Below are 21,560 nucleotides of genomic sequence, written 5' to 3' on the forward strand. Positions count from 1 at the left end.
CAGCGGTGCCCGCCCCTCCGGGACAGCACACCGAAAACAGCCGAATAAAAAATCAAGACCGACGATCTCTTTTGAAATCGTCGGTCTTGTTCCAATCCGAGTGGCGAGAATCGAACTCACGGCCTCTTGAACCCCATTCAAGCGCGCTACCAAAACTGCGCTACACCCGGACATCTGATCGAGCTTGTCGCTCACAGCTCAATCAGTATACCCGAAGAATGGTGTTTTGTCAAGCACTATTTTCAAATTTCTTCTTCATTTTCGGCAATGGCCGTTGTGCTGCCCACCGGCTGCGGAAACTCCACCGTGGCCAGTGCCACAGCGAACACGCTCTGCGCACCGGCATCCAGCAGAGCCTGCGCGCAGGCCGAGGCCGTGGCTCCGGTGGTCAGGACATCGTCCACCAGAAGGATGCGCTTTCCCTCCACAGCCTCCGGCCGGGCCACCCGGAAGGCACCCGCCACATTGGCCAGCCGCTCGTCAAGGGAGAGCCCCTCCTGCCGCCGGGTGGAGCGGGCACGGGTCAGCGCGTCCGTGACCACCGGCACGCCCACCGCCCGGGCAAGGGGCTGTGCCATCCGCTCCGGCACATTGTAGCCGCGCTTTTTGCTGGAGGCCGGTACCGGAAGGATGCAGTCGTAACCCCTGTCAAGGCCCGGCACCGGTTCGGGCAGGGGCTCAGAGCCGCACATTCTGATCTCGCTGCCAAAGAGCAGGCGGGCCATCTCCACGCCCAGCTCCACAGCTGCCCAGGGCGCGCCCTGATATTTCGCCCGCAGCACCGCGCGGCGGACAAGGCTGGTGTATCGGTAGGGCGCGGCTGCCCCATCCAGCCGCCCCAGGTAATGCTCGGAGCCGCGCAGCCGCATGGAGGGTGCACGGCGCAGCTCTGCCAGCCCATCGGCGCAGTCCGGGCAGGCAGGCTGGTTCCCCAGCACCCGGTCACAAAAAGGGCAGCGGCGCGGGTAAAGCACCCAGCGCAGCTGCCGCAGTGTGCGGCTCAGGCCGCTGTAATATAGCATCAGTCGTTCTTGACCGCAATGATGACGCGGATCTTTTTTCCGGCAGCGCAGCCGAAATTATCGTACCAGCCGGTCAGCTGGTAGCCGTCCGCATCCACCTGAGCCAGCTTGGTGGGGTAATACTGGCCCTTGTACCACAGGTAGACCTGCACATTGTCTGCCATCTCGTAGCGTTCATTGCCCGAGAGCACCGAGGCCGCGCCGACCTTGTCGATCTTCAGGGGCATCAGCTGCATCATGGCCTTGACAGAGCCGGTGGTCTCCTGCCGCACGGCAATGCCGCCCGCCAGCACCGGATACTTGATGGCCGTGGTGTAGCTGGCCACCGCGCCGTTGACGTAGCAGATATAGGTCGCCCCGCCGCCGATGTAGTTAAAGATCTGCTTGAAGGGGGTGCCCGTGATCTCCGCGATCTGCTGGAAGCCAATGCTCATCAGGGAGCCGGTGTTGCTGGTCAGCTTCTGCCAGGCCGTGCTCAGGATATCGCCCGAGACGATGCCCCACAGGATCTCGCTGGTGGTGGGCACCAGCAGGTTGGACAGGCGGTCTGCCGCCGTGGCACCGGTCACAGTGGTGGTGGTATCCGAGGTGGAACCGGAGCCGTCGGTGCCGCCCGTGGCCGCTCCGGTGGTGGTGCCTGTCGTGGTCGTGGTGCCGGAAGCGGAATCTCCCGCCGCAATGCTGGTGACGAGGCTCTTCAGATCAGAATAATTCATGGCCAGATTTTTCACATCGTCCAGCACGCCGTAGCTCCACAGGTCGCCGGTCACATCGTTCAGGATGAGCCGGTCGATCTGTCCGGCATCGTTGACGGTATAGTAGCGGACATCGAGGTCACTCAGTGTTACCCCCGATAGGCGGCTGGGACGAACCGTCCCAGCCACACCCTCCGAAGTTGTATCCAGAATCTCTACATCGTCGGCCAGGGCGGCAGCGCCCAGCGCAGTGGCATTGGTATTGATGGTGCCGTTGACGCGGCGGTCCTCGATGTGCTCCACGCTCTCGCCCTCCGGGGTGACCTTGATCTCTACCAGCCACCCCTGCGGAAAGTTCAGGCTCTTGTCCACGTTCACAGTGCGGGCAATGCCATCGGTGCACATGACGGAGACTTTCTGCAAAACATCCGCGCCGTTCTCTTCCACCAGACTGCGGGTGGCGGTCTGCACGACACCGTAGAACACACTGTCGGCTTCCTCGCCGGTCACGATTCCGGCAGCCTCATTGTTCATGCCCAGCAGCAGGGTGACGACCTCGCCCACGCCGCCGCCGTTGAGGGAGGACACCTGGGAGGCCACCGCAGAGGAACCCAGCGTATAGCTGGTGCCTGCCACCGTTACACTGGTGGGGGCGCTGGCACTGGGCGAAACTGCCGTGATGCGGCCAGCGGCGCGGCGGGTGTAGACCCACAGTGTCTGTAAACTCTCACTGTAATAATACACATCGTATTTGTTCAGTTCCGCAGATTCCGACGCTTTATCGTTGCGATAGACCATCTTGGGAACAAAGGGCAGCTGGACCGTATCGCCCGCCACAAAGGGGCCCTTCAGGCTCTTGAGCATGACGCTGGAGGTATCCACCTGGCCATTGGAGACCGTGAAGCCCAGGCTGCTGCCGTAGGCACTGCCGCTGGCGGCGTTGGCTGTCAGGGTGTTGTAGAACAGCAGGGCGCACTCCTCGTAGTTGAGCACCTCGCCCTGGCTGCGGTCCACCTGATTGCGCAGGCCCAGCTCACTGGCCTTGTTCAGCTGTGCGTTGGGGAAGGAGCCGCTCAGGTCGGTCATCTTATAGCCCATCAGCTTGAGGATGGCCGTGACCGCTTCTTCCAGCGTCACGGCATTGTCGGGCCGGAAAGAACCGTCGGTGTAGCCGTTCATCCAGCCGTTCTGCACCGCAATGCGGACATAGGGTGCATAGGGCGAAGTGCCGGGCAGGTCGGTGAACAGGGTGCCCACCGTGCCCTGAGAGCCCACGCTCTCGCGGTAGGTGGAGTAGGACACCAGCATCCGGGCCAGTGCACCGCGGGTGACCACCGCGTTCAGGGCAGCCTGCTGGCTGCTGTCCATCGCGTTCAGCGTGATGGACAGCTGGACCGCCGTGTTAGCGTTGCCCGCTGCCGATGCCGGCAGCACCAGCATCGACACGGCAATGCTCACCGCCAGCAGAAATGCAAGGATTCGCTTTTTCATGGAAAATCCTCCTTAAAATAGTTTCTAATGTATTCCGGGTTGCGGCTCCCAGCATCTGCTTCGTGCAAAGCCTTGCACTTGCATCCTGCTGGCCGCGGCCCCAACAACTCCTCCCTTCATCCGCCACTGGCGGCGGTCGTCGTTGTTGCCCCTATTAGGGGAGCTCCGCAAGGCACTGGCAAAGCCAGACCGAAGCGGTGAGAGGTTTAATCATATCTCAGCGCTTCAATGGGGTTCAGCCTTGCGGCGCGCTTGGCGGGCAGATAGCCGAACAGCACGCCGATGCCCACCGAGATGCCAAAGGCCACCACGACGGAGTTGAACGAGGGGCTGACGGTCACATCAATGTCGCTGGAGATCATGGGCAGAATGCGGTTTGCCGCCATGGACACGATATAGCCAAGGACGATGCCCAGCACGCCGCCCAGTGCGGAGGTGGTGGCAGCTTCCACCACGAACTGCGACAGGATCACCCGCTCCTTGGCACCCAGTGCCTTGCGGATGCCGATCTCCCGGGTGCGCTCGGTCACCGACACCAGCATGATGTTCATAATGCCGATGCCGCCCACCAGCAGCGAGATGCTGGCAATGCCGGTAAGGATGATGATGACCATGTTGATCATCTCGTTCATCTCTTCCAGCCACTCGCTGGCGCTGTAGATGTAGTAAGCGTTGTCGCTCTTGAGCAGGTCGTACAGGCCGCTTTCCACCACCGCCTTGGCCTCGTTGGCCCGGCTCTCGTCCTTCATGATCGCAACAAAGTTCTTGGCGCTGGACTGGCTGGAGAGCCGCATGGCCGTGGTGTAGGGCAGATAGATGCAGTCATCGTCGGAGCCCTGCTGCATGTTCTTGTCCGTCACCTTGGCGTTCAGCACGCCCACGATCCGGAACTTGTAGGCCCCCAGCTTGATGGTCTGGCCCACCGCATTGCCGCCGTAGGCCGCCCGGTTGAGGTAATCACCAATGATGCAGACCTGCTTGTTGTCCTTGATGTCCATGTACTGCAGGCCGCGCCCCTGGGCGAGGGTATAGTTTTTCATCTCGGCGTAGTGCTCGTCCACACCGTAAACACTGGTGCCGTAGCGGTAGGTCGTGGTGCCCACCTTGGGGGTGTTGTTGCTGAAATCGATCTGGGGCGAGACTGCGGAGATGAGCTCCTTGTTCTTATCCGCGATCTTATACACATCCTCCACCGAGGCGGTGCGGGAGCCGTAGCCCCAGACCTGAATGGACAGGGCATTCGTGCCCAGTGCTGAAAAGCTGTCCCGCATGCTCTGGGTCATGCCGTTGCCCAGACCCACGATGACGATGACCGCCATGACACCGATGATGATGCCCAGCATGGTCAAAAAGGTGCGGAGCTTGTTGCTCCACACGTTCTGGAGGGCCTGACGGAAGGTCTCAATGATCATTTGTTCCCCTCCTGTTCTGCCGGTTCAAAGTTCAGCGTCGGCTGGACGATGGCTTCCGGCGCGCGGGAGTCGCCATCGTAGACCACCTGACCATCCTCCAGCCGGATGATGCGGTCGGCCTGCACGGCAATGGAGTTGTCATGGGTGATGAGCACCACCGTATGGCCCTGCCCATGCAGGTCCTGCAGCATTCCCAGCACCTCGCGGCCGGTGTGGCTGTCCAGCGCGCCGGTGGGCTCGTCGGCCAGAATGATCGCCGGGTTGCGCACCAGCGCCCGCGCGATGGATACGCGCTGCTGCTGGCCGCCCGAAAGCTGGTTGGGCTTGTTTTTCAGCTTATCGCCCAGCCCCACCTGCTCCAGCACCTCGCGGGCCCGGCGGTGGCGCTCGGCGCGGGGGATGCCCGCATAGACCAGCGGCACCTCCACGTTTTCCAGTAAGTTTAATTTGGGCAGAAGATTATACTGCTGGAAGATGAACCCCAGCATCTCGTTGCGGATGGAGGCCAGCTCATTCCGGCTCATCTTGCCCACATCCCGGCCATTCAGCCGGTAGGTGCCCGCCGTGGGCACATCCAGACAGCCGATGATGTTCATGCAGGTGGACTTGCCCGAGCCGGACTGGCCCACAATGGCAACAAACTCGCCTTTTTCTATTTTCATGGTGATGTGGTCGGCAGCTTTTACCGTGGTGTCGCCCATCTGGTAATACTTGCAGACCGCATCAAATTCGATCAGAGCACTCATTCCATCCTCCCATCAGAAGATCATCATGCCGCTGCCATCGTCATAGTAGCTGTCGCTGCTGACCGAGTTGGGGTCGTAACCAATGGTGTCCCCCTCCTGGATGCCGCTGACGATCTGGGTGTAATCATCATCGCTGACACCGGTCTTGACGGCCACATAGACAAAGCCCTCGGGGGCCTCCATGGTGGTATCCGCCTTGGAGGCGCTGGGGGAATCCTGGGTCACCAGCACATATCCGCCCCGGACGATGGCCGCATTGGGCACGGTCAGGGCATTGGCGGCCTCGGCCACCACGATCTCAGCGTTGGCGTTCATGCCGGGGCGCAGGCCGTCGGTCTCGTCAATGCGGATGGTCACCGGGTAGGTGGTGGTACCGCCGTTGGAAGCGCCCTTCATGGAGACGCGGGTCACAGTGCCCACATAGTTCTTATCCTGCACGGCATCGGCTGTGATCTGCACTTTCTGGCCCACAGACAGGGAGCTGATCTGCAGTTCGTCCACGTTGATGACCATTTCCAGATAGCTCAGGTCGTAGATGACGCAGAGGGTATCGCCGGATTTGACCGCATCGCCCACCTTGGCATCCTTTTCAATGATGGTTCCGCTGATGGGAGAGGTGACGGTATAGTTGGCCATGGTATCCTGCAGGTTCTGCAGGGAGATCTCAGCGCTGCGCAGGGTCTCAGAGGCAGACTGGATGCTCTCGGTCAGGTCATCGCCGCTCAGCTCGATCAGGATATCGTTCTTGGCAACGGTCTGGCCCTCCTGCACATGGATGGAGGTCACAGTACCTGCAGCCTGTGCGGTCAGGGTACGCTCCGCCTGATAGCCAAAGGTGGCAGAACCGATGGAGCTGACCCCGTTGATGGAGGCGGTGGCCGCCTGCGCGGTGGTCAGGCCGCCCGCGTTCTGCACGGCAATGGTCACGGTGCGGGTGAGCAGGTTGCCGGTGCTCAGGGCATCCGTTCCGGTCACGCTGGTCACGGTGCCGTCCAGCTGCTCAAAGGTGCCGTCCAGCGTCACCTGGGCGGTCTGGCCCACGCTGAAATTGGCGGCATCGGCAGCGGGGAATTCCAGCGTCAGCAGCATTTTGGAGCTGTCGCGGATGATGGCGACCTCCTGCCCGCTGGTCACCTCGTCGCCCTTGGCGACCTTCAGGGTGCTCACGGTGCCATCCACCTCGGCACGCACATACTGGCGGTCCACCACCTTGTCATAGCCGCGCTGTGCCTGCTGCATGGCGATCTCAGCCTTTTCAAAATTGGTGGAAGCGTCCGAGCTGTCCAGCGTGTAGAGGACGGTCCCCTCATCCAGCACGTCGCCCTCCTCAAACTCGCCGGTGAGCACCTTGCCCTCCACCAGAGATTTCACGGTGTAGGTGTTGGCAGGGTTCAGGGTACCGGTGCCGCTCAGGGTATTGGAGACATCCCGCACTTCAGGGCTGGCTTCCAGATAGCTGGGGTCCACGGCTGTGGTGCTGGCGTTCTTGGGCTTGAGCAAAAACACACCGCCCGCGATCACCACACAGACCACCGGCACGAGCCATTTCCAGTTCTTCTGCAAGAACAGCACCGGGGCCTTGGTTGTCTGTGCCGCAGGCGTTTCCGCACCCGGGTTCTCCGCGCCGTCCTTCTTCTTATTCCAGATCATCATGTTCCTCCTATCAGATTCAGGCTCGCCGGGGGCGGCCTGTCAGATTCCTTTCCTATGTATAGATGTAGTGTATCGCATTTTATCCGGATACACAAGCGTCCAAATTTCGTTTGCACGCTTTTCAGCAAATTTTCACAGATTGTAAACCTTTGTGCAAATCGCAAGTTGACCTGTCCGTCGCTTTCTGGTTTAATCGGGACGTTGTTTGTACCAAATCAGAGGAGGATTTTTTACCATGAATCAGACCAGTAAGTTCTCGGTGCGCGATATCTGCTACGCGGGCCTGTTTGCCGCCGTCATCGCCGTGATGGCACAGATCTCCATCCCCATGCCGCTGGGTGTGCCCATGACCATGCAGACCTTCGCCATCACGCTGGCGGCTGTGGTGCTGGGCTCCAAGCTGTCCGCCATTGCCACGCTCGTTTACCTGCTGCTGGGCGCTGTGGGCGTGCCGGTGCTGGCCAACTTCTCCGGCGGCATCGACAAGTTTGTCGGCCCCACCGGCGGCTTCCTGATCTCCTTCCCCATCATGGCCTACATCATCGGCCTGGGCGTGGAGCACAGGGATGCCTTCAAGGGTGCTTTCCCCGTGGCGGTTGTCGTGGGCACTGTGGTCAACTATATCGTGGGTGTCATCCTGTTCGTGATCGTCGCCCACAGCACCGTGTCTGTGGCCGTTTCCGCCTGCGTTCTTCCCTTCATCCCCACCGCCATCATCAAGGCTGTGCTGGCCTGCGTGCTGGGCCTGAACATCCGGAAGCGGATCCCGGGGGTAAAAAAGGCATGAGCATCGTACTGCGCCCGCATCACCTGCTCTGCACCCAGGGCTACTCCGGCCATGGCTACAGCGAAGCCTTTGTGGAGCACATGAATGATGTCGTCCACCAGCTGCGGGAGGTGCCCGGGACGAAGATCCAGCTCACCTTCTCCACCGACACCCTCTGTTCCTGCTGCCCCAACAAGCTGGGCACTGACCTGTGCGACACACAGGAAAAGGTCAAGCGGTACGACCGCAAGACCGTGGAGTATTTCGGGCTGGAGGAAAAGGAATACGACTACCAGGCCCTCATCCGGGAGATCGATGCCAAAGCCACCCCCGAGATGCTGGCCGATATCTGCCGGGACTGCTGCTGGTTCCCCATCAGCGCCTGCTGCAAGAATATCTGCGAAGGCAAATACGTGAAATAACATTTCCCCTTATACAACAGGCCGCCGTGCAGGAGATGATCCTGCACGGCGGCCTCTTTGTTTTATTCTGTTTCTGCGGCCTGCACCGTTACATAGACCCCGGCGGGGACACAGGCGGCCCAGGCATCCTGCTCGCTCAGCCAGCCGAATTGCTCGCACACATGGTCCGGGCACTGACTGTCGAGGAAGGCGATGGCCCCATCCTTTACCTGCAGATGCACGATGTAATCGCCCACATCATACAGATAATCGTGGTCCTCGTCCAGCGGGATCGTTTCGGTGATGCCGTCGCCGAAATCGACCACGGCCACCAGCGGCTCCGCTTTGGGGGCGTTGGCGCGGTACAGCACGAACAGGAGTGCTGCCGCGGCCAGCACCACGGCCGCAAAGATCAGATTTTTCTGCCAGCTTTTCAGGCGTTTCATGCAGCGTACTTGCTTGCAGCTGCGCCGGCAATGCGGCCAAAGACAACGAAGTCAGAGACAGCAGTGCCGCCCAGACGGTTTGCACCGTGGACACCACCAGTCACCTCACCTGCTGCGAACAGGCCGGGGATGATCTCGCCGTTCTCGTTCAGGACTTCGGTGTTGGTGTTGATCTTCAGGCCGCCCATGGTGTGGTGCACGCCTGCGGTGACCTTGATGGCATAGTAGGGAGCGGTATCCAGCTTGTCTGCAAAGCTGGTGCGGCCAAAGTCGGGGTCGTTCTTGGCCTCAACATAGCCGTTCCAGGTGTTCATGGTCTCGGCCAGAGCGGCACCGTCCACGCCGATCTGCTCAGCCAGCTCCTCGTAGGTCTTGCCCTCGAAGGTATAGCCCTTCTTGATGTAGCCCTGGATGACGCTGGAATCATCGACCATCTTCTGATCAATGATCAGCCAGCTGTAGCTGCCGGGCTGAGCGATCTCAGCGGCGGAGACAACGTCACGGGTACTGACTTCGTCAATGAAGCGCTTGCCCTCGGAATTGATCAGCACAGCACCGTCGCCGCGCAGGCCCTCGGTGATCAGAGAAGCGCTGTCGTACTGGACAGTGGGGTGGATCTGGATCTGGTCCATATCCACGGTGTCAGCACCGATGGCCTGTGCCATCTTGATGCCCTGGCCCAGGATGCCAGGGGCGTTGGTGGTCATAAAGCCCTTCAGCTCGGGCTTGTACTCAACGACCATATCCATGTTTGCGCCGAAACCGCCGGAGGTCAGGATCACGGCCTTGGCGTTGATGGTGATGGTCTCACCGGAAGCGCCGGTGGCCTTGATGCCAACAGCAGCGCCGTTGTCATCGGTCAGGATCTCGGTGGCGGTGGTGTTCAGCATCATCTGGACACCAGCCTTCTGGCAGTCCTCCTCCAGCAGGGGCACCATGTAAGCGCCCACAGAGACGACCTTGCCCTCCTCATTCACAGGGCGGTGGATCCGCTTGACAGATGCGCCGCCTGCAGAGGAGACGCTGTTCAGGGTGATGCCCTGCTCACCCAGCCAGTCGATGGCATCAGCGCTGTTGGAGCACAGGGTCTCCACCAGAGCAGGGTCATTGACACCCTTGCCGCCGATCATGGTATCCAGCTCCATCAGCTCAACGCTGTCAAAGTAGCCGGTGGGGTTGGCCTGGTAGGCAGCCCACTGCTCGGCCACGGTAGCAGCCAGAGCGGTGATGGTCTCGTTGTCAGCATACTTTTCAGCAGCGGCCTTCAGGGTCTTTTCGACACCTGCGCCCTCAGCGAACTCGTTCTCATCCTGATACACGGTCTTGCTGGCGTTCATGCCGCCGGTAGCGCGCACGGAGTTGCCGCCCACCACGGGCTGGCTCTCCACGATGACAACGCTCTTGCCCTCGCTGGTGGCAGTCAGGGCAGCGGTCATACCTGCGCCGCCTGCACCCACAATGACGATGTCGGTATCAACGGTAGAGTCCTCAGCAGGCTCAGCGTTGTTCTCCACAGCGGTCTGGAAATCCTCAGGCTTCAGACCAGCAGCGGTAATGGCAGCAGCGGCTGCCTCCTTGATGGCATTGGAGGTGATGGTAGCACCGGACACGCCATCTACTTCGATGCTGCCGCTCTCGGCGATCTCGCCGGGCAGCTGCTCGATTGCCTTGGAGCCCACGCCCTCGGTTTCATCGGCACCCTCAGCGGTGCAGCCGGTAATCTTGCCGTCGGTCAGGGTCAGGGTAACGGTAACATCGCCGCCAAAGCCCTTGGCAGTGCCGGTAAAATCGCCGGTAGCACCCGCGCCGGTGGTGGAGGCGGACTTGCTGCCGCAGCCGTAGCCCAGCAGGCTCACTGCAACGACAGCGGCCATAGCCAGCGCTGCAATGCTCTGTTTCATCTTCGTGTTTTTCATGGTTTCTTCTTTTTCCTTCTTAGTTGAAGCAACGTTGCAGGCAGTTAGCCTGCGCGAACATATCTCAGCATAAAAAGGGGGCTGCCCATTCGGAAGGCAGCCCCCTTTGCCGAACTAGGAAAAGATCAGGCGTTGGCCTGTGCAGCAGCAACAGCGCAGGCAACGGTAGCGCCGACCATGGGGTTGTTGCCCATGCCGATCAGGCCCATCATCTCAACGTGTGCGGGCACGGAGGAGGAACCTGCGAACTGAGCATCACCATGGACGCGGCCCAGAGAGTCGGTCAGGCCATAGCTTGCGGGGCCTGCAGCCACGTTATCGGGGTGCAGGGTACGGCCCGTGCCGCCGCCGGAAGCAACGGAGAAGTACTTCTTGCCGTTCTCGATGGCCCACTTCTTATAGGTACCTGCAACCAGGTGCTGGAAGCGGACGGGGTTGGTGGAGTTGCCGGTGATGGAGCACTGAACGTCCTCCTTCTTCATAATGGCAACGCCTTCCATAACGTCGTTTGCGCCGTAGCACTTGACAGCAGCGCGCTCACCCTCAGAGAAGGGGATCTCCTTGACGACGGTCAGGGTCTGGGTGGGGATATCGTACTCGGTCTGCACATAGGTGAAGCCGTTGATACGGGAAATGATGTAAGCTGCATCCTTGCCCAGGCCGTTCAGGATAACACGCAGGGGGGTCTTGCGGACCTTGTTTGCGGTGCGTGCGATACCGATAGCACCCTCAGCAGCAGCAAAGGACTCGTGGCCTGCCAGGAAAGCGAAGCAGGTGGTGTCCTCGCTCAGCAGACGAGCGCCCAGGTTGCCGTGGCCCAGACCGACCTGACGCTGCTCAGCAACAGAGCCGGGGATGGTGAATGCTTCCAGACCTTCGCCGATGGCAGCAGCGCACTCGGCAGCGTCGGTCAGGCCGCGCTTGACGGCGATGGCGGTGCCCAGGGTGTATGCCCAGACAGCGTTATCAAAGCAGATGGGCTGCACGCCGCGCACGATCTTGTCGCAGTCGATGCCCTTAGCGAGGAGCATCTCGTTGCAAGCGTCCAGAGACTCCAGGCCGTTGGCCTTCAGGCATGCCTCGATTTTCGGCATACGGCGATCCATAGATTCAAAAGTTGCCATGAGTTGTTCCTCCTCTCTTATTCCTCACGCGGGTCAATGTACTTGACAGCGCCCTGCTCCTTGCTGAAGCGGCCGTAAGTACCCACGTTCTTCTCGTAAGCCTCGTTGGGGGTCTTGCCGTGACGGATATCCTCCATCATCTTGCCCAGCTTGACGAACTGATAGCCGATGACCTCATCGTTGGCATCCAGAGCCAGCTTGTTGATGTAGCCCTCGGTCAGCTCCAGGTAACGGACACCCTTGGCCTTGGTGGAGAAGATGGTGCCGGTCATGGAGCGCAGGCCCTTGCCCAGGTCATCCAGACCTGCGCCGATGGGCAGACCGTCCTCAGAGAAAGCGGTCTGGCTACGGCCGTAGACGATCTGCAGGAACAGCTCGCGCATTGCCACGTTGATGGCATCGCACACCAGGTCGGTGTTCAGAGCTTCCAGAATGGTCTTACCGGGCAGGATCTCGCCAGCCATAGCAGCGGAATGGGTCATACCGGAGCAGCCGATGGTCTCCACCAGAGCCTCCTCGATGACACCGTTCTTGATGTTCAGAGACAGCTTGCAGGTGCCCTGCTGGGGTGCACACCAGCCCACACCATGGGTGTAGCCGCTGATGTCCTTGATCTCATAGGCCTTGACCCATGCGCCCTCTTCGGGGATGGGAGCCGGACCATGCTTAGGACCTTTGGTGATCGGGCACATATTCTGTACTTGCTGCGAATAGGTCATAATCATACTCTCCTTTTGACAAATTGATGCCATTGGCAGGGGGTGTCCTGCCGTTTGCATTGACCGGCTGCGCCGCTCTCTTCCGCGCCACGCCGGTACTACCACGCATAATTTTATTATAGAGAACCTTGGCGGAATTTGCAAGACGTTTTGCGGATTTTTTCACAAGCATTTTTAACGGTTATTTGTTGCTAACTAGCACTTTCACCGCTTTCGCCGCCCAGTTCGTCACATTTCTATCATATTTGTCAAAAGGAATATCTTGCGCTGTCCGGTTCAGTTTTTTCTGGGCAGCTGTTGGGCCCTGACAGGCCGGAGCGCCCAGATGCACACAAAGCCCGCCGCCGCGCCTGCCATAGCCAGCCAGTGCCGCCCGGTGGCAAGACCCCACAGGTTCGCCGCAAAGGGGAAGGCAAGGCTGCCCACGCTCTGTCCCAGCGCCAGAAAGCCGTAGTTCACCCCGGCATGGGGCAGGCCGAACAGGTCGGTGGAGAGGGAAGGCAGCACCGCCGCCAGCGCCGAATAACAGAAGGTAAGCCCTGCGTACACAGCCACAACGAGCCACCCCTGCGCGAACAGGAAGACCGCCGAAAGCCCCAGCGACACGCCGAACAGGATCAGGTCAGTGGGGCGGCGGCCGATCCGGTCGCTGAGCAGGGGCATCAGCAAGCGGCCCGCCGCGCTGCCCACGCTGCCCAGCACCACGCTCCACAGGGCAGCGCCCTCGTCCAGGCCCCGCTCCATGCCCAGCTTTAAGATGATGGGGCTGAACAGCAGCACCGCCGGGGTGGAAAAGCAGACCGCCCCGGCACAGAGCCAGTATTGTTTTGTTCTGAGCATCTGCAGCGGGGCAAGGTCGAGGGACGGGGTGCCTTTTCCCCTGCCCTGCTCCTCGGGCTTCTGCTTTGCCGGAGGCGGGTCGGTGAGCAGGGCGCTGCCCACAAGGCAGACCGGCAGCGTGAGTGCCCCCAGCGCCCAGAACGCCCCCCGGATTCCCTGCACCGGGCCAAAGCCCTTCAGCGCCGTGCGGACGAATCCGGTCAGGAACGCACCGCTCAGGCCCACCGCGCCGCCAATGACCCCCGTGGCAAGGCCCTTGCGCCCGGCGTACCATTTCTGGGCACAGGACTGGATGGACGGGTAGAGAAACGCCGTGCCCAGCCCCGCCGGAATGCTGAACACTGCCCAGAACCATGCCCCCTTTTCCCCGGGCAGGAGGGCCGCCGCAAAGAACCCGCCGCAGAGCAGGCCGGTGCCCCACAGCGCCGCGCAGCGCGGGCCTTTTTTATCCTGCAAAAAACCACCGATGACGCAGCCCACCCCGAACGCTGCGATCAGGATGCCGAACGCATAGCCCGCGCCGTCCTCGGTCAGGCTGAACTCGTCCATCACCGGCTGCTGGAACACGCCCCACGCCGCAGGCAAGCCCGTCAGGATCTGAATGGCCGCCCCCGCCGCCAGGATCGCCCAGGGGTGTTTTGCTGCAAACTGCTGTTTCATTGCCTTGCCTCCGAATGGTTTTTCCCCTACAGTGTACCCATTTCAATTGACAAAACGGCAGATTCCTTTATAATGGATAAAGTAACAACTAAACACGGCCTCGCCCTCTCCGTCATCGCTGCGCGATGCCACCTCCCCCAAAGTGGGAGGCTTTGGCAGTCCACACAAAGTTTACGGTTTTGCCAAGGGCTCTCCCTTTGGGAGAGCTGGACGCGGAGCGGCCTGAGAGGGCGAGCAGGCTATAGAGAGGAATTGCAACTATGAAATCACAGGCATTGAAGGGTATGCGCGACCTGCTGCCCGCTGAGCAGACCCTGCGCGACTACATCCAGGGCAAGATCCTGGAGACCTACCGTGCTTCCGGCTTTGAGCGCATCTCCACCCCCATGCTGGAGGATATGGAGAACCTGGACAAATCCGACGGCGGCGACAACCTGAACCTCATCTTCAAGGTGATGAAGCGTGGAGACAAGCTGACCAGCGCGCTGGGATCCGGCGACCCCAAGCAGCTCTCCGACATGGGCCTGCGCTATGATCTGACCCTGCCCCTGAGCCGTTTCTACGCTGCCAACAAGGACAAGCTCCCCCACCCCTTCAAGGTCATCCAGACCGACCGCGTGTTCCGCGCCGAGCGCCCCCAGAAGGGCCGCCTGCGCGAGTTTGTCCAGTGTGACATCGACATTCTGGGCGACGAGAGCCCCAATGCAGAGGTGGAGCTGATCGATGTGACCGCTCGTGCCCTGCTGGGCATCGGCTTTACCGGCTTCACCGTGAACATCAACGACCGCCGCATCCTGCGCGGAATGCTGGAGAGTATGGGCTTTGCCGCCGACACACTGGACTCTGTCTGCATCACCTTTGACAAGATGGATAAGATCGGTGCTGAGGGCGTGAAGGCCGAGCTGACCGAAAAGCAGCTGCCCGAAGCTGCCATCAGCGCGCTGGCCGATTTCATTGCCGCCGGTGATGTGACACTGGAGTCCGTAGCTTCCCGCTGTGCCGACCCCGCCATTGCCGATGACCTGAAGTATGTGCTGGCCACCGCAAAGGCCATGGCCAACGGCCGCTTCGATGTGGCCTACTGCCCCAGCCTGGTGCGCGGCCAGGGCTACTACACCGGCATGGTGTTTGAGATCACCTGCCCGCAGTTCAGCGGTGCAGTGGCTGGCGGCGGCCGCTACGACAACATGATCGGCAAGTTCCTGGGCACCAAGGTGCCCGCCGTGGGCTTCTCCATCGGCTTCGAGCGCGTCTGCGGCATCCTGCTGGAGCAGGGTTATCAGATCCCCGGTGCCAAGCAGAAGATCGCCCTGCTCTACACCAGCGATGTGGACTTCCCCGCCGTGCTGGCCAAAGCCGCACAGCTGCGCGACACCTACAACGTCACCGTTCTGCCTCAGGCCAAGAAGCTGGGCAAGCAGCTGGGCCAGCTGGAGGCTTCCGGTTTCGCCGGTGCCGCCTTTATGGACAAGGATGAGGTAAAGATCTTCGCACAGCAGTAATGGTCGGGCGGCGGGAAGTTTCCCAAAGCAAGTGTCCGCTGGGGTGGGACCCTGTTGCCGCAGGCAATAGGGCGGGCGATGGAATGGCCCGTTTCACTTGCGCAGGAAAGCTTCCCGCCGCCCTTTGCAACAGCATATATAACAAAGCCCTCTCAGCCGATTGGCCGGGAGGGCTTTGTTCTGTGCGGGTTAATTACAGGTTGTACAGTTCCGTATATTTTTTGGTCAGATAATCCAGATAGTAGTGTGCATCAAAGGTACCGCAGGCGTTTCTGACGACCTCGGCAGGCTCCAGCAGGTGGCCGTACTGGTGCACCTTTTCCCGCAGCCAGCCGGTGACAGCGGAGAGATCCCCGTGGGCCACGCCGCCGTACACATCGAATTTCTGCTCCATATTGTGGAGCATCTGGGCACCGTAGGCATTGCCCAGAGCGTAAGACGGGAAGTAGCCGAAGGAACCGCCCGACCAGTGGCTGTCCTGCAGGCAGCCCTCGCGGTCATTGGGAACCTCCACGCCCAGATACTCCTTGTACAGCTCTGCCCACGCGGCAGGAACCTCCTTTGCCGTCAGGGTGCCCGCAATGAGCTGCTTCTCGATCTCGTACCGCACCATAACGTGCAGGCAGTAGGTCAGCTCATCGGACTCGGTGCGGATGAGGCTGGGCTCCACCTTGTTCACAGCGCGGTAGAACTGCTCCGCAGTCACATTTCCCAGCTGTGCGGGGAAGAATTCCTGCACCTTGGGATAGATGGCCCCGATAAAGGCGCGGGAACGGCCGATGAGGTTCTCGTAGAAGCGGGACTGGCTCTCGTGCACACCCATGGACACACCGCCAGTCAGGCAGGTGTACTGCAGGTCATCCCGGATGCCCAGCTCATACAGGGCATGGCCGCCCTCATGGAGAACGGAATACATCGAGGAGGCCACATTGTGCAGGTCGTAGTTGGTGGTGATGCGGACATCCTTGTTGTTGAACTCCAGCGTAAAGGGGTGTTCGGTCTCGCCCAGGCCGCAGTGGCCCCGGTCCAGACCCATGACCTCCATGAGATAGTCCGCAAACGCCTTCTGCTGCTCGACCGGATATTCCAGATGCAGGAAGCTGTCATCGATCTGGGGCTTCTCGCCGATGGCCCGGATGAGGGGCACCAGACCCTTGCGCAGGGTGTCAAAGAACACGTCCAGCTGTTGGGTGTCCACGCCCCGCTCATACTCGTTCAGCAGGGCATCGTAGGGCGCTTTTTCCGCATCATAATAGCCCGCGAACTTCCGGTTATACTCCACCAGCTCCTGCAGGATGGGGCAGAAGGAGGCAAAGTCGTTTTCTTCCTTGGCCTTGTGCCAGACATCACTGGCGCGGTTGGTCAGCTCGCTGTATGCCATATACTCCTCGGCGGGGATGCGGGTGAGCTGCCGGCAGCTGCGGCGCAGCTCCTCCACCTCGCGGCGGTGGAGGGTGTCCAGCGTCTCCCGCCGGGCATAGAGCTCCTCCACCAGTGCAAGGGTCTCGGGGGCGGTCATCAGCTTCTGCAGCTCACCGGCCAGAATGCTCAGAGCCACACCCCGGCCCTCGGCCGTGTTCTTGGGGGCCACAGTCACAGCGTCCAGATACAGGCTGTTGGAGGCGCAGTTGTAGGCGTACAGCTTCTTCTGCAGGGTCTCCAGCGCCCGCAGCTTCTCATTTTGTTCCATTGGGTGTTTCTCCTTTTTCAGTTTTTGGTGGGAAATGCCGGGTCATTCCAGAAAAAGCGCTTCCGGGCCACCGGGTCCGGGTCCGGGATCTCAAAGGTATAGCGCTCCGTTGCATTGATGACCGTGGTCTGGCCGTGGGTGCACACCCGGGGCAGATTGGCATTATAGCTCAGGTGGACATGCCCGTGCACGAACCACTTGGGCTGGTACTCCTCCAGCAGGTCGTTGAAGCAGGCAAAACCCTTGTGGGCCCGGTCGTCGCCATCGTTCAGGCCGGCCGCCGGGGAATGGGTCAGCAGCAGGTCGATGCCGCCCGCCCGGTGGGCCTTGAACCAGAGCCGCCGCATCCGGCGGCGCATTTCCTGCTCCGTGTACTGGAAGGTCTCCTCGCAGTTGTAGCGGATGCTGCCGCCCAGCCCCATGATGCGCAGCCCTTTCCAGACATACACCTGATCGTCCACACAGATGCAGCCGCCCGGCTCGCCCTCCGTGCGGTAGCAGCCATCGTGGTTGCCGTGGACATACAAAATGGGGGCCGCTGTAAAATTTGTTATATATTCGAGGTATTTTTTTGGCAGATCCCCGCAGGAGAGGATCAGATCGACCCCAGCCAGGCGTTCCCGGGAGCAATAGTCCCACAGCGCCTTGGAGGGGGTATCGGAAATTGCAAGTATCTTCACGTCCGCAACACTCCGTTCTGTTGAGCTTTTTACAGCGTCGTCTCTTTCAGGCTGCTCAGGCCGTTGATCTCCAGCAGGCCCAGCGTTCTGACATCCAGCTGATCGTACCGGGGCAGGCTGCCCTCCACGCACTCGCCCAGCCAGTCCATCTCCATCAGTTCCTTGGGGGTGTAGGTGTCTGCGGTGGGTGCCTTGGGGATATGCCCCTGCGCAAAGATGCCCGCAGGGAAGATGGGGAACTCGTTGGCCGCAAGGTTCTTTTCCAGCAGATCGAGCAGCTGCTGCGTGCCCTTGGGCAGGGTCTCGTAGTAATCCAGCCGCTCCGCGTCACTGCGGAAGCCCCACCAGTAGTTGATGGCCTTGCCGCTGGAACCGCTGTCCCAGGTGCCCTCGAAGATGGAGCGGATGATGCCGATATAGAACACTTCCCACTTCCAGACCGGCAGCGCCACCGGCTGGATGCTGCCATCCGGCATCCGGCGGCACAGGCCGTATTCCCTGGCGCTGCCGGTGGGCTCAAAGGGGCTGCAGGCGTAGAACAGCTCGATATCCGGGCAGTCGGAGAAATCCAGCGGTTTCCCCGGCTCCTGCAGGCAGGCCCAGCGCAGCAGGATATGGCTGTTGGGCCGCACGGTGCGCAGACCCCGGGCAAAAGCATTGACGGCCGCAGGCACACCGTAAACGGGGTTGGCCGCCACATAGCCCACCCGGTCGGTCAGATTCAGGATACCCGCCAGCATTCCCAGCAGGTAGTTGGCCTCATAGGTGCGGGGGTAATAGGTGCGCACCAGCGGATGGGGCGCGTTCAGGCAGCAGTTCAGGAACCGGGTCTTGGGGTGCTGGGCCGCCACCTTGAGGCAGGCGGGCCGCATCCGGATACTGGTGGTGAACACCACGTCCGCGTTGTCGTGGGCCACCTCTTCCATGATCTGCTCCGCGTCCACCTCGGGGGAGACGTTTTCCCGGTTGGTGATGACGAGCCGGTCCGGGAATGCCTTTTTCAGGGCCTCGATCCCCTTTTCGTGGCCCCGCACCCAGGCGCTATTTTTAGCATTGTACTCGTGCAGGAACACCACCTTGAGCTGGCTGGGCTTGCTGAAGATGTTCAGCTTGTTCAGCAGCGGCTCACTGCCGGGCTTTGGCTCCAGCGAAAGCTCCACGGCGTGGGGCTCCGTCAGGATCTTGATCTCATCCCACAGCTTGGCCAGGTTTTCCCGCACCTGGCTGGGGGTGGACTGGCAGGCATCCGAATACCGGTAGACCGAGAGGTACACCAGCAGCGCGTCGCCCGGGGTCAGCCCCAGGGCGGAGCCGCCCAGCGCATAGAACTGCTGGCTGAACATGGTATACAGGGCCGAGAAGTTCAGCCGGTCGTCATCCGACCATACCTCGCTGGCGGCCTTGCAGACCAGCGTCTGCAGTTTTGCATAGCCGCCCAGCCGGGAGAACTGGACATTGTTGATCTTGCTCAGCTTATAAAAATCGAGAAACTCGTAGTAGATCTTGTTTTCCAGCGTGTCGTTCCGGGCCGGAACAAGCCGGGTGACCGTGCCCGGAATGGTGACCGCCTCGTAGTATTTGAGGACAGACACCCGCTTGTTGCCCTCCTGCACATAGAACTTGTTCAGGTATTCGTAGGCAATGATGGGGGTGTGGATGCCCTCCTCCAGATGGGCCTCACAGAGATTCGACCACTTGATGGCAAACTCGGTGTCCTCTTCCAGCAGGGGCATAAAGTTGGCCGCAAAGGCCGTGTGCCGCCCGCTGGTCTTGGTGCCCACAATGCTCTCGGCGGGGATATCCACCAGCCCCAGCGGTTCCTGGGCAACGATGTTCACCCCGTTCAGGATATCATCCAGCACCGCAAGGTACGGCGACTGGCCGCGCGCCACACAGGCACGGTAGGCACGCTGACCCGCGCGCAGGGCGCTTCTATAATCTTCTATCATGGCCATAGCAGAACTCCCTTCTTCAATGGCTCCTGTTTTCCTTTCCCGGCCCGTGCCGCCGTGTTTGCGGCACAGGTCCAAGAACAGTATAGCATGAAATTCGGATTTATGGGAGACTTTCTCCGCCAAAGGTGTTGATTTACAGAATTTTTTCAGGTACGATAAATAGGAAACCATATTTGTGAGGTACATTTTCATGCAGACTGAACAGCTGCCCCGCCTGGAAGCGGGGGAATACCCCGGCGGCATCTGGTACTACGAGCCCCACACCTACCTGCCCTACCGCTATGTGCTGGGGCGGGTGGGCAGGCACCCGCTGGTGTGCATCGGCATCAACCCCAGCACCGCCCAGCCCGGCGCACTGGACCCCACCTTAAAGAGTGTGGAGCGGCTGGCCAACGCCAACGGCTTTGACAGCTGGATCATGTTCAACGTATATCCCCAGCGCGCCACCGACCCCAACGACATGGACCGGGTGCCGGACCGCGCCCTCTGCGACGAAAACCTGCGCTGGCTGCGGGCCGTTCTGGCCGAGACCGAGCCCACCATGTGGGCCGCATGGGGCACCCTGATCGAAAAGCGGGACTACCTGCCCGGCCTGATGCGGGAGATGGTGACCCTGACAAGAGAGCGGGACATCCCGTGGGTCACCTTTGGCAAGCGGAGCAAAAAGGGCCATCCCCATCACCCGCTCTACCTGCGCAAAGATTCCACACCCGAGCCGTTTGATGTTGAAAACTATCTGGACACCTGTTTTTGAGGGAGGGATACCATGACCCCGGAACGCTACCAGGCCCTGCTGCGCTGGCTGGAGGCCCGCCCCGCCCTGAAAAAGCTGGTGATCGCCCTGAACCGCTGGCTGCCTGCCGTGCCCTTTGCCTGCTACCCTTTGCTGCTGGTGCTGCTGAATGTCCGGTGGTTCCGGCTGCTCTCCGCAAACCGCGCCGCCGCTCTGGATTTTATGCAGCTCATCGCCCGGGCAGTCTTTGTGCCGGCCTTCGTCTTTCTGGGCGGCACGCTCCTGCGGGCCAGGCTGAACTTTCCCCGCCCGTATGAGCAGCCCGGCTTCACGCCGCTGGTGCCCAAGGAGACCCACGGCAAGTCCTTCCCCTCCCGCCACGCCCTGAGCGCCGCCGTGCTGGCCGCTGTGTGGTGCTACTTCTACCCCGCCGCCGGGGCCTGCATGGTGGTGGTGGCCCTGCTCATCTGCGCCCTGCGGGTGCTTGCCGGGGCGCACTATGTCCGGGATGTGGCCGCCGGTGCTCTGCTCGGCTTTGCCCTTGGGGCCGCCGGAATGTACCTGCTGTGACCCCAAAATGCCCCCTGCGCCGGAAAATCCAAAAAAATTTGAAATTCCGCTTGACAGAAGCCTATGCGTATGGTATTATACTTCTCGCAGCGTGTGCCGAACGCACACTGCCGCCAGATAAGTACCCCATGGGATAACAACGTGCGCCCGTAGCTCAGGTGGATAGAGCAACTGCCTTCTAAGCAGTGGGCCGGGGGTTCGAGTCCCTTCGGGCGCATATTATGTGGTGCCTTTAGCGTAGTCGGTTAACGCGCCAGATTGTGGATCTGGAGACCGTGGGTTCGAGTCCCACAAGGCACCCTGTTAGGAATCAGACCGGAAGCCGAAAGGTTTCCGGTCTGATTTTTTGCTTTTTTGGCCCACTTTAACACGCATTTCCGTTGTTTTTCCGCTTTCTGCCGAAAAGTACAACTTTTTTTGAAATTGCGCTTGACAATTCCGGATTCCATGGTATAATAACTAACGTTCCGAGCCGAACGGCCCACGAACAAAACAGAATATGCGGATATGGCGGAATTGGCAGACGCGTTAGATTCAGG

General features: G+C 60.7%; 18 protein-coding genes and 3 tRNA genes. 7 read left to right on the forward strand and 14 right to left on the reverse strand.

The window, feature by feature from the left end:
* Window positions 1–95 precede the first annotated feature (95 nt).
* The 6 genes from J3352_RS08095 to J3352_RS08120 form a co-directional block, all read right to left on the reverse strand.
* Window positions 96–170: transfer RNA gene (locus tag J3352_RS08095), tRNA-Pro, on the reverse strand.
* A gap of 72 nt (window positions 171–242) precedes the next feature.
* A complete protein-coding gene (locus J3352_RS08100; protein ID WP_097773370.1) occupies window positions 243–1,022 on the reverse strand; it encodes a ComF family protein in 780 nt (259 codons plus the stop codon).
* Window positions 1,022–3,208 (reverse strand): S-layer homology domain-containing protein, encoded by a 2,187-nt coding sequence (locus J3352_RS08105; RefSeq protein WP_156068752.1) that lies wholly within the window; start codon window positions 3,206–3,208, stop codon window positions 1,022–1,024. The genes J3352_RS08100 and J3352_RS08105 overlap by 1 nt, the downstream gene beginning before the upstream one ends.
* Window positions 3,209–3,414: 206 nt before the next feature.
* Window positions 3,415–4,620, reverse strand: a complete 1,206-nt coding sequence (locus J3352_RS08110; protein WP_156066491.1) for an ABC transporter permease — start codon at window positions 4,618–4,620, stop codon at window positions 3,415–3,417.
* Window positions 4,617–5,366: an ABC transporter ATP-binding protein gene (locus J3352_RS08115; protein WP_005935028.1), complete on the reverse strand. Its 750-nt coding sequence runs from the start codon at window positions 5,364–5,366 to the stop codon at window positions 4,617–4,619. Before J3352_RS08115 ends, J3352_RS08110 begins: the two co-directional genes overlap by 4 nt.
* Window positions 5,367–5,378: 12 nt before the next feature.
* The gene (locus J3352_RS08120; protein ID WP_156066489.1) at window positions 5,379–7,019 is read right to left on the reverse strand and encodes an HlyD family efflux transporter periplasmic adaptor subunit; all 1,641 of its coding nucleotides are present in this window, start codon (window positions 7,017–7,019) and stop codon (window positions 5,379–5,381) included.
* Window positions 7,020–7,254: 235 nt separating this feature from the next.
* On the opposite strand from J3352_RS08120, the gene J3352_RS08125 reads away from it, so the two are divergent.
* Together J3352_RS08125 and J3352_RS08130 are read left to right on the forward strand one after the other, a co-directional pair.
* The gene (locus J3352_RS08125) at window positions 7,255–7,806 is read left to right on the forward strand and encodes a biotin transporter BioY (RefSeq protein WP_035394764.1); all 552 of its coding nucleotides are present in this window, start codon (window positions 7,255–7,257) and stop codon (window positions 7,804–7,806) included.
* Window positions 7,803–8,207 carry a DUF1284 domain-containing protein gene (locus J3352_RS08130; protein ID WP_005935032.1) on the forward strand — a complete coding sequence of 135 codons (405 nt, stop codon included), beginning with the start codon at window positions 7,803–7,805 and terminating at the stop codon, window positions 8,205–8,207. The genes J3352_RS08125 and J3352_RS08130 overlap by 4 nt, the downstream gene beginning before the upstream one ends.
* 62 nt (window positions 8,208–8,269) lie before the next feature.
* On the opposite strand, the gene J3352_RS08135 is transcribed toward J3352_RS08130, so the two are convergent.
* From J3352_RS08135 to J3352_RS08155, 5 genes are all read right to left on the reverse strand, one after another.
* The gene (locus J3352_RS08135) at window positions 8,270–8,632 is read right to left on the reverse strand and encodes a NusG domain II-containing protein (protein WP_005935033.1); all 363 of its coding nucleotides are present in this window, start codon (window positions 8,630–8,632) and stop codon (window positions 8,270–8,272) included.
* On the reverse strand, window positions 8,629–10,548 hold the full coding sequence (locus J3352_RS08140) for a flavocytochrome c (RefSeq protein ID WP_005935034.1): 1,920 nt from the start codon (window positions 10,546–10,548) through the stop codon (window positions 8,629–8,631). The genes J3352_RS08135 and J3352_RS08140 overlap by 4 nt, the downstream gene beginning before the upstream one ends.
* 125 nt (window positions 10,549–10,673) lie before the next feature.
* Window positions 10,674–11,672, reverse strand: coding sequence for a GGGtGRT protein (locus tag J3352_RS08145; protein ID WP_005935035.1), 999 nt, complete (start codon window positions 11,670–11,672; stop codon window positions 10,674–10,676).
* A gap of 17 nt (window positions 11,673–11,689) precedes the next feature.
* The gene (locus J3352_RS08150) at window positions 11,690–12,391 is read right to left on the reverse strand and encodes an iron-sulfur cluster assembly scaffold protein (protein WP_035394767.1); all 702 of its coding nucleotides are present in this window, start codon (window positions 12,389–12,391) and stop codon (window positions 11,690–11,692) included.
* Between the two features lie 276 nt (window positions 12,392–12,667).
* Complete coding sequence (locus J3352_RS08155) at window positions 12,668–13,891, reverse strand: MFS transporter (RefSeq protein ID WP_156066487.1); 1,224 nt, start codon at window positions 13,889–13,891, stop codon at window positions 12,668–12,670.
* A gap of 260 nt (window positions 13,892–14,151) precedes the next feature.
* Between J3352_RS08155 and hisS the strand changes: the two genes are divergently transcribed.
* On the forward strand, window positions 14,152–15,393 hold the full coding sequence (hisS, locus tag J3352_RS08160) for a histidine--tRNA ligase (protein ID WP_156066485.1): 1,242 nt from the start codon (window positions 14,152–14,154) through the stop codon (window positions 15,391–15,393).
* A 193-nt stretch (window positions 15,394–15,586) separates the two neighbouring features.
* Here hisS and J3352_RS08165 read toward each other — a convergent pair whose 3' ends face one another.
* From J3352_RS08165 to J3352_RS08175, 3 genes are read right to left on the reverse strand one after another with little or no spacing between them, the layout of a single operon-like run.
* Window positions 15,587–17,083 carry a carboxypeptidase M32 gene (locus J3352_RS08165; protein ID WP_156066483.1) on the reverse strand — a complete coding sequence of 499 codons (1,497 nt, stop codon included), beginning with the start codon at window positions 17,081–17,083 and terminating at the stop codon, window positions 15,587–15,589.
* Window positions 17,084–17,100: 17 nt separating this feature from the next.
* The gene (locus J3352_RS08170) at window positions 17,101–17,763 is read right to left on the reverse strand and encodes a metallophosphoesterase (protein ID WP_156066481.1); all 663 of its coding nucleotides are present in this window, start codon (window positions 17,761–17,763) and stop codon (window positions 17,101–17,103) included.
* A gap of 29 nt (window positions 17,764–17,792) precedes the next feature.
* Complete coding sequence (locus J3352_RS08175; RefSeq protein ID WP_242699915.1) at window positions 17,793–19,718, reverse strand: BMP family ABC transporter substrate-binding protein; 1,926 nt, start codon at window positions 19,716–19,718, stop codon at window positions 17,793–17,795.
* 190 nt (window positions 19,719–19,908) lie between these two features.
* Here J3352_RS08175 and J3352_RS08180 point away from each other — a divergent pair, with 190 nt between their 5' ends.
* From J3352_RS08180 to J3352_RS08195, 4 genes are all read left to right on the forward strand, one after another.
* Window positions 19,909–20,472 carry a DUF1643 domain-containing protein gene (locus J3352_RS08180; RefSeq protein ID WP_156066479.1) on the forward strand — a complete coding sequence of 188 codons (564 nt, stop codon included), beginning with the start codon at window positions 19,909–19,911 and terminating at the stop codon, window positions 20,470–20,472.
* A 12-nt stretch (window positions 20,473–20,484) separates the two neighbouring features.
* Window positions 20,485–21,021 (forward strand): phosphatase PAP2 family protein, encoded by a 537-nt coding sequence (locus tag J3352_RS08185; protein ID WP_097773361.1) that lies wholly within the window; start codon window positions 20,485–20,487, stop codon window positions 21,019–21,021.
* 143 nt (window positions 21,022–21,164) lie between these two features.
* Window positions 21,165–21,238, forward strand: a tRNA-Arg gene (locus tag J3352_RS08190).
* A 9-nt stretch (window positions 21,239–21,247) separates the two neighbouring features.
* Window positions 21,248–21,321: transfer RNA gene (locus J3352_RS08195), tRNA-His, on the forward strand.
* The last annotated feature ends 239 nt before the right edge of the window (window positions 21,322–21,560 follow it).

This window comes from Faecalibacterium sp. Marseille-Q4164 (assembly GCF_017377545.1).
GTDB lineage: Bacteria > Bacillota > Clostridia > Oscillospirales > Ruminococcaceae > Faecalibacterium > Faecalibacterium duncaniae.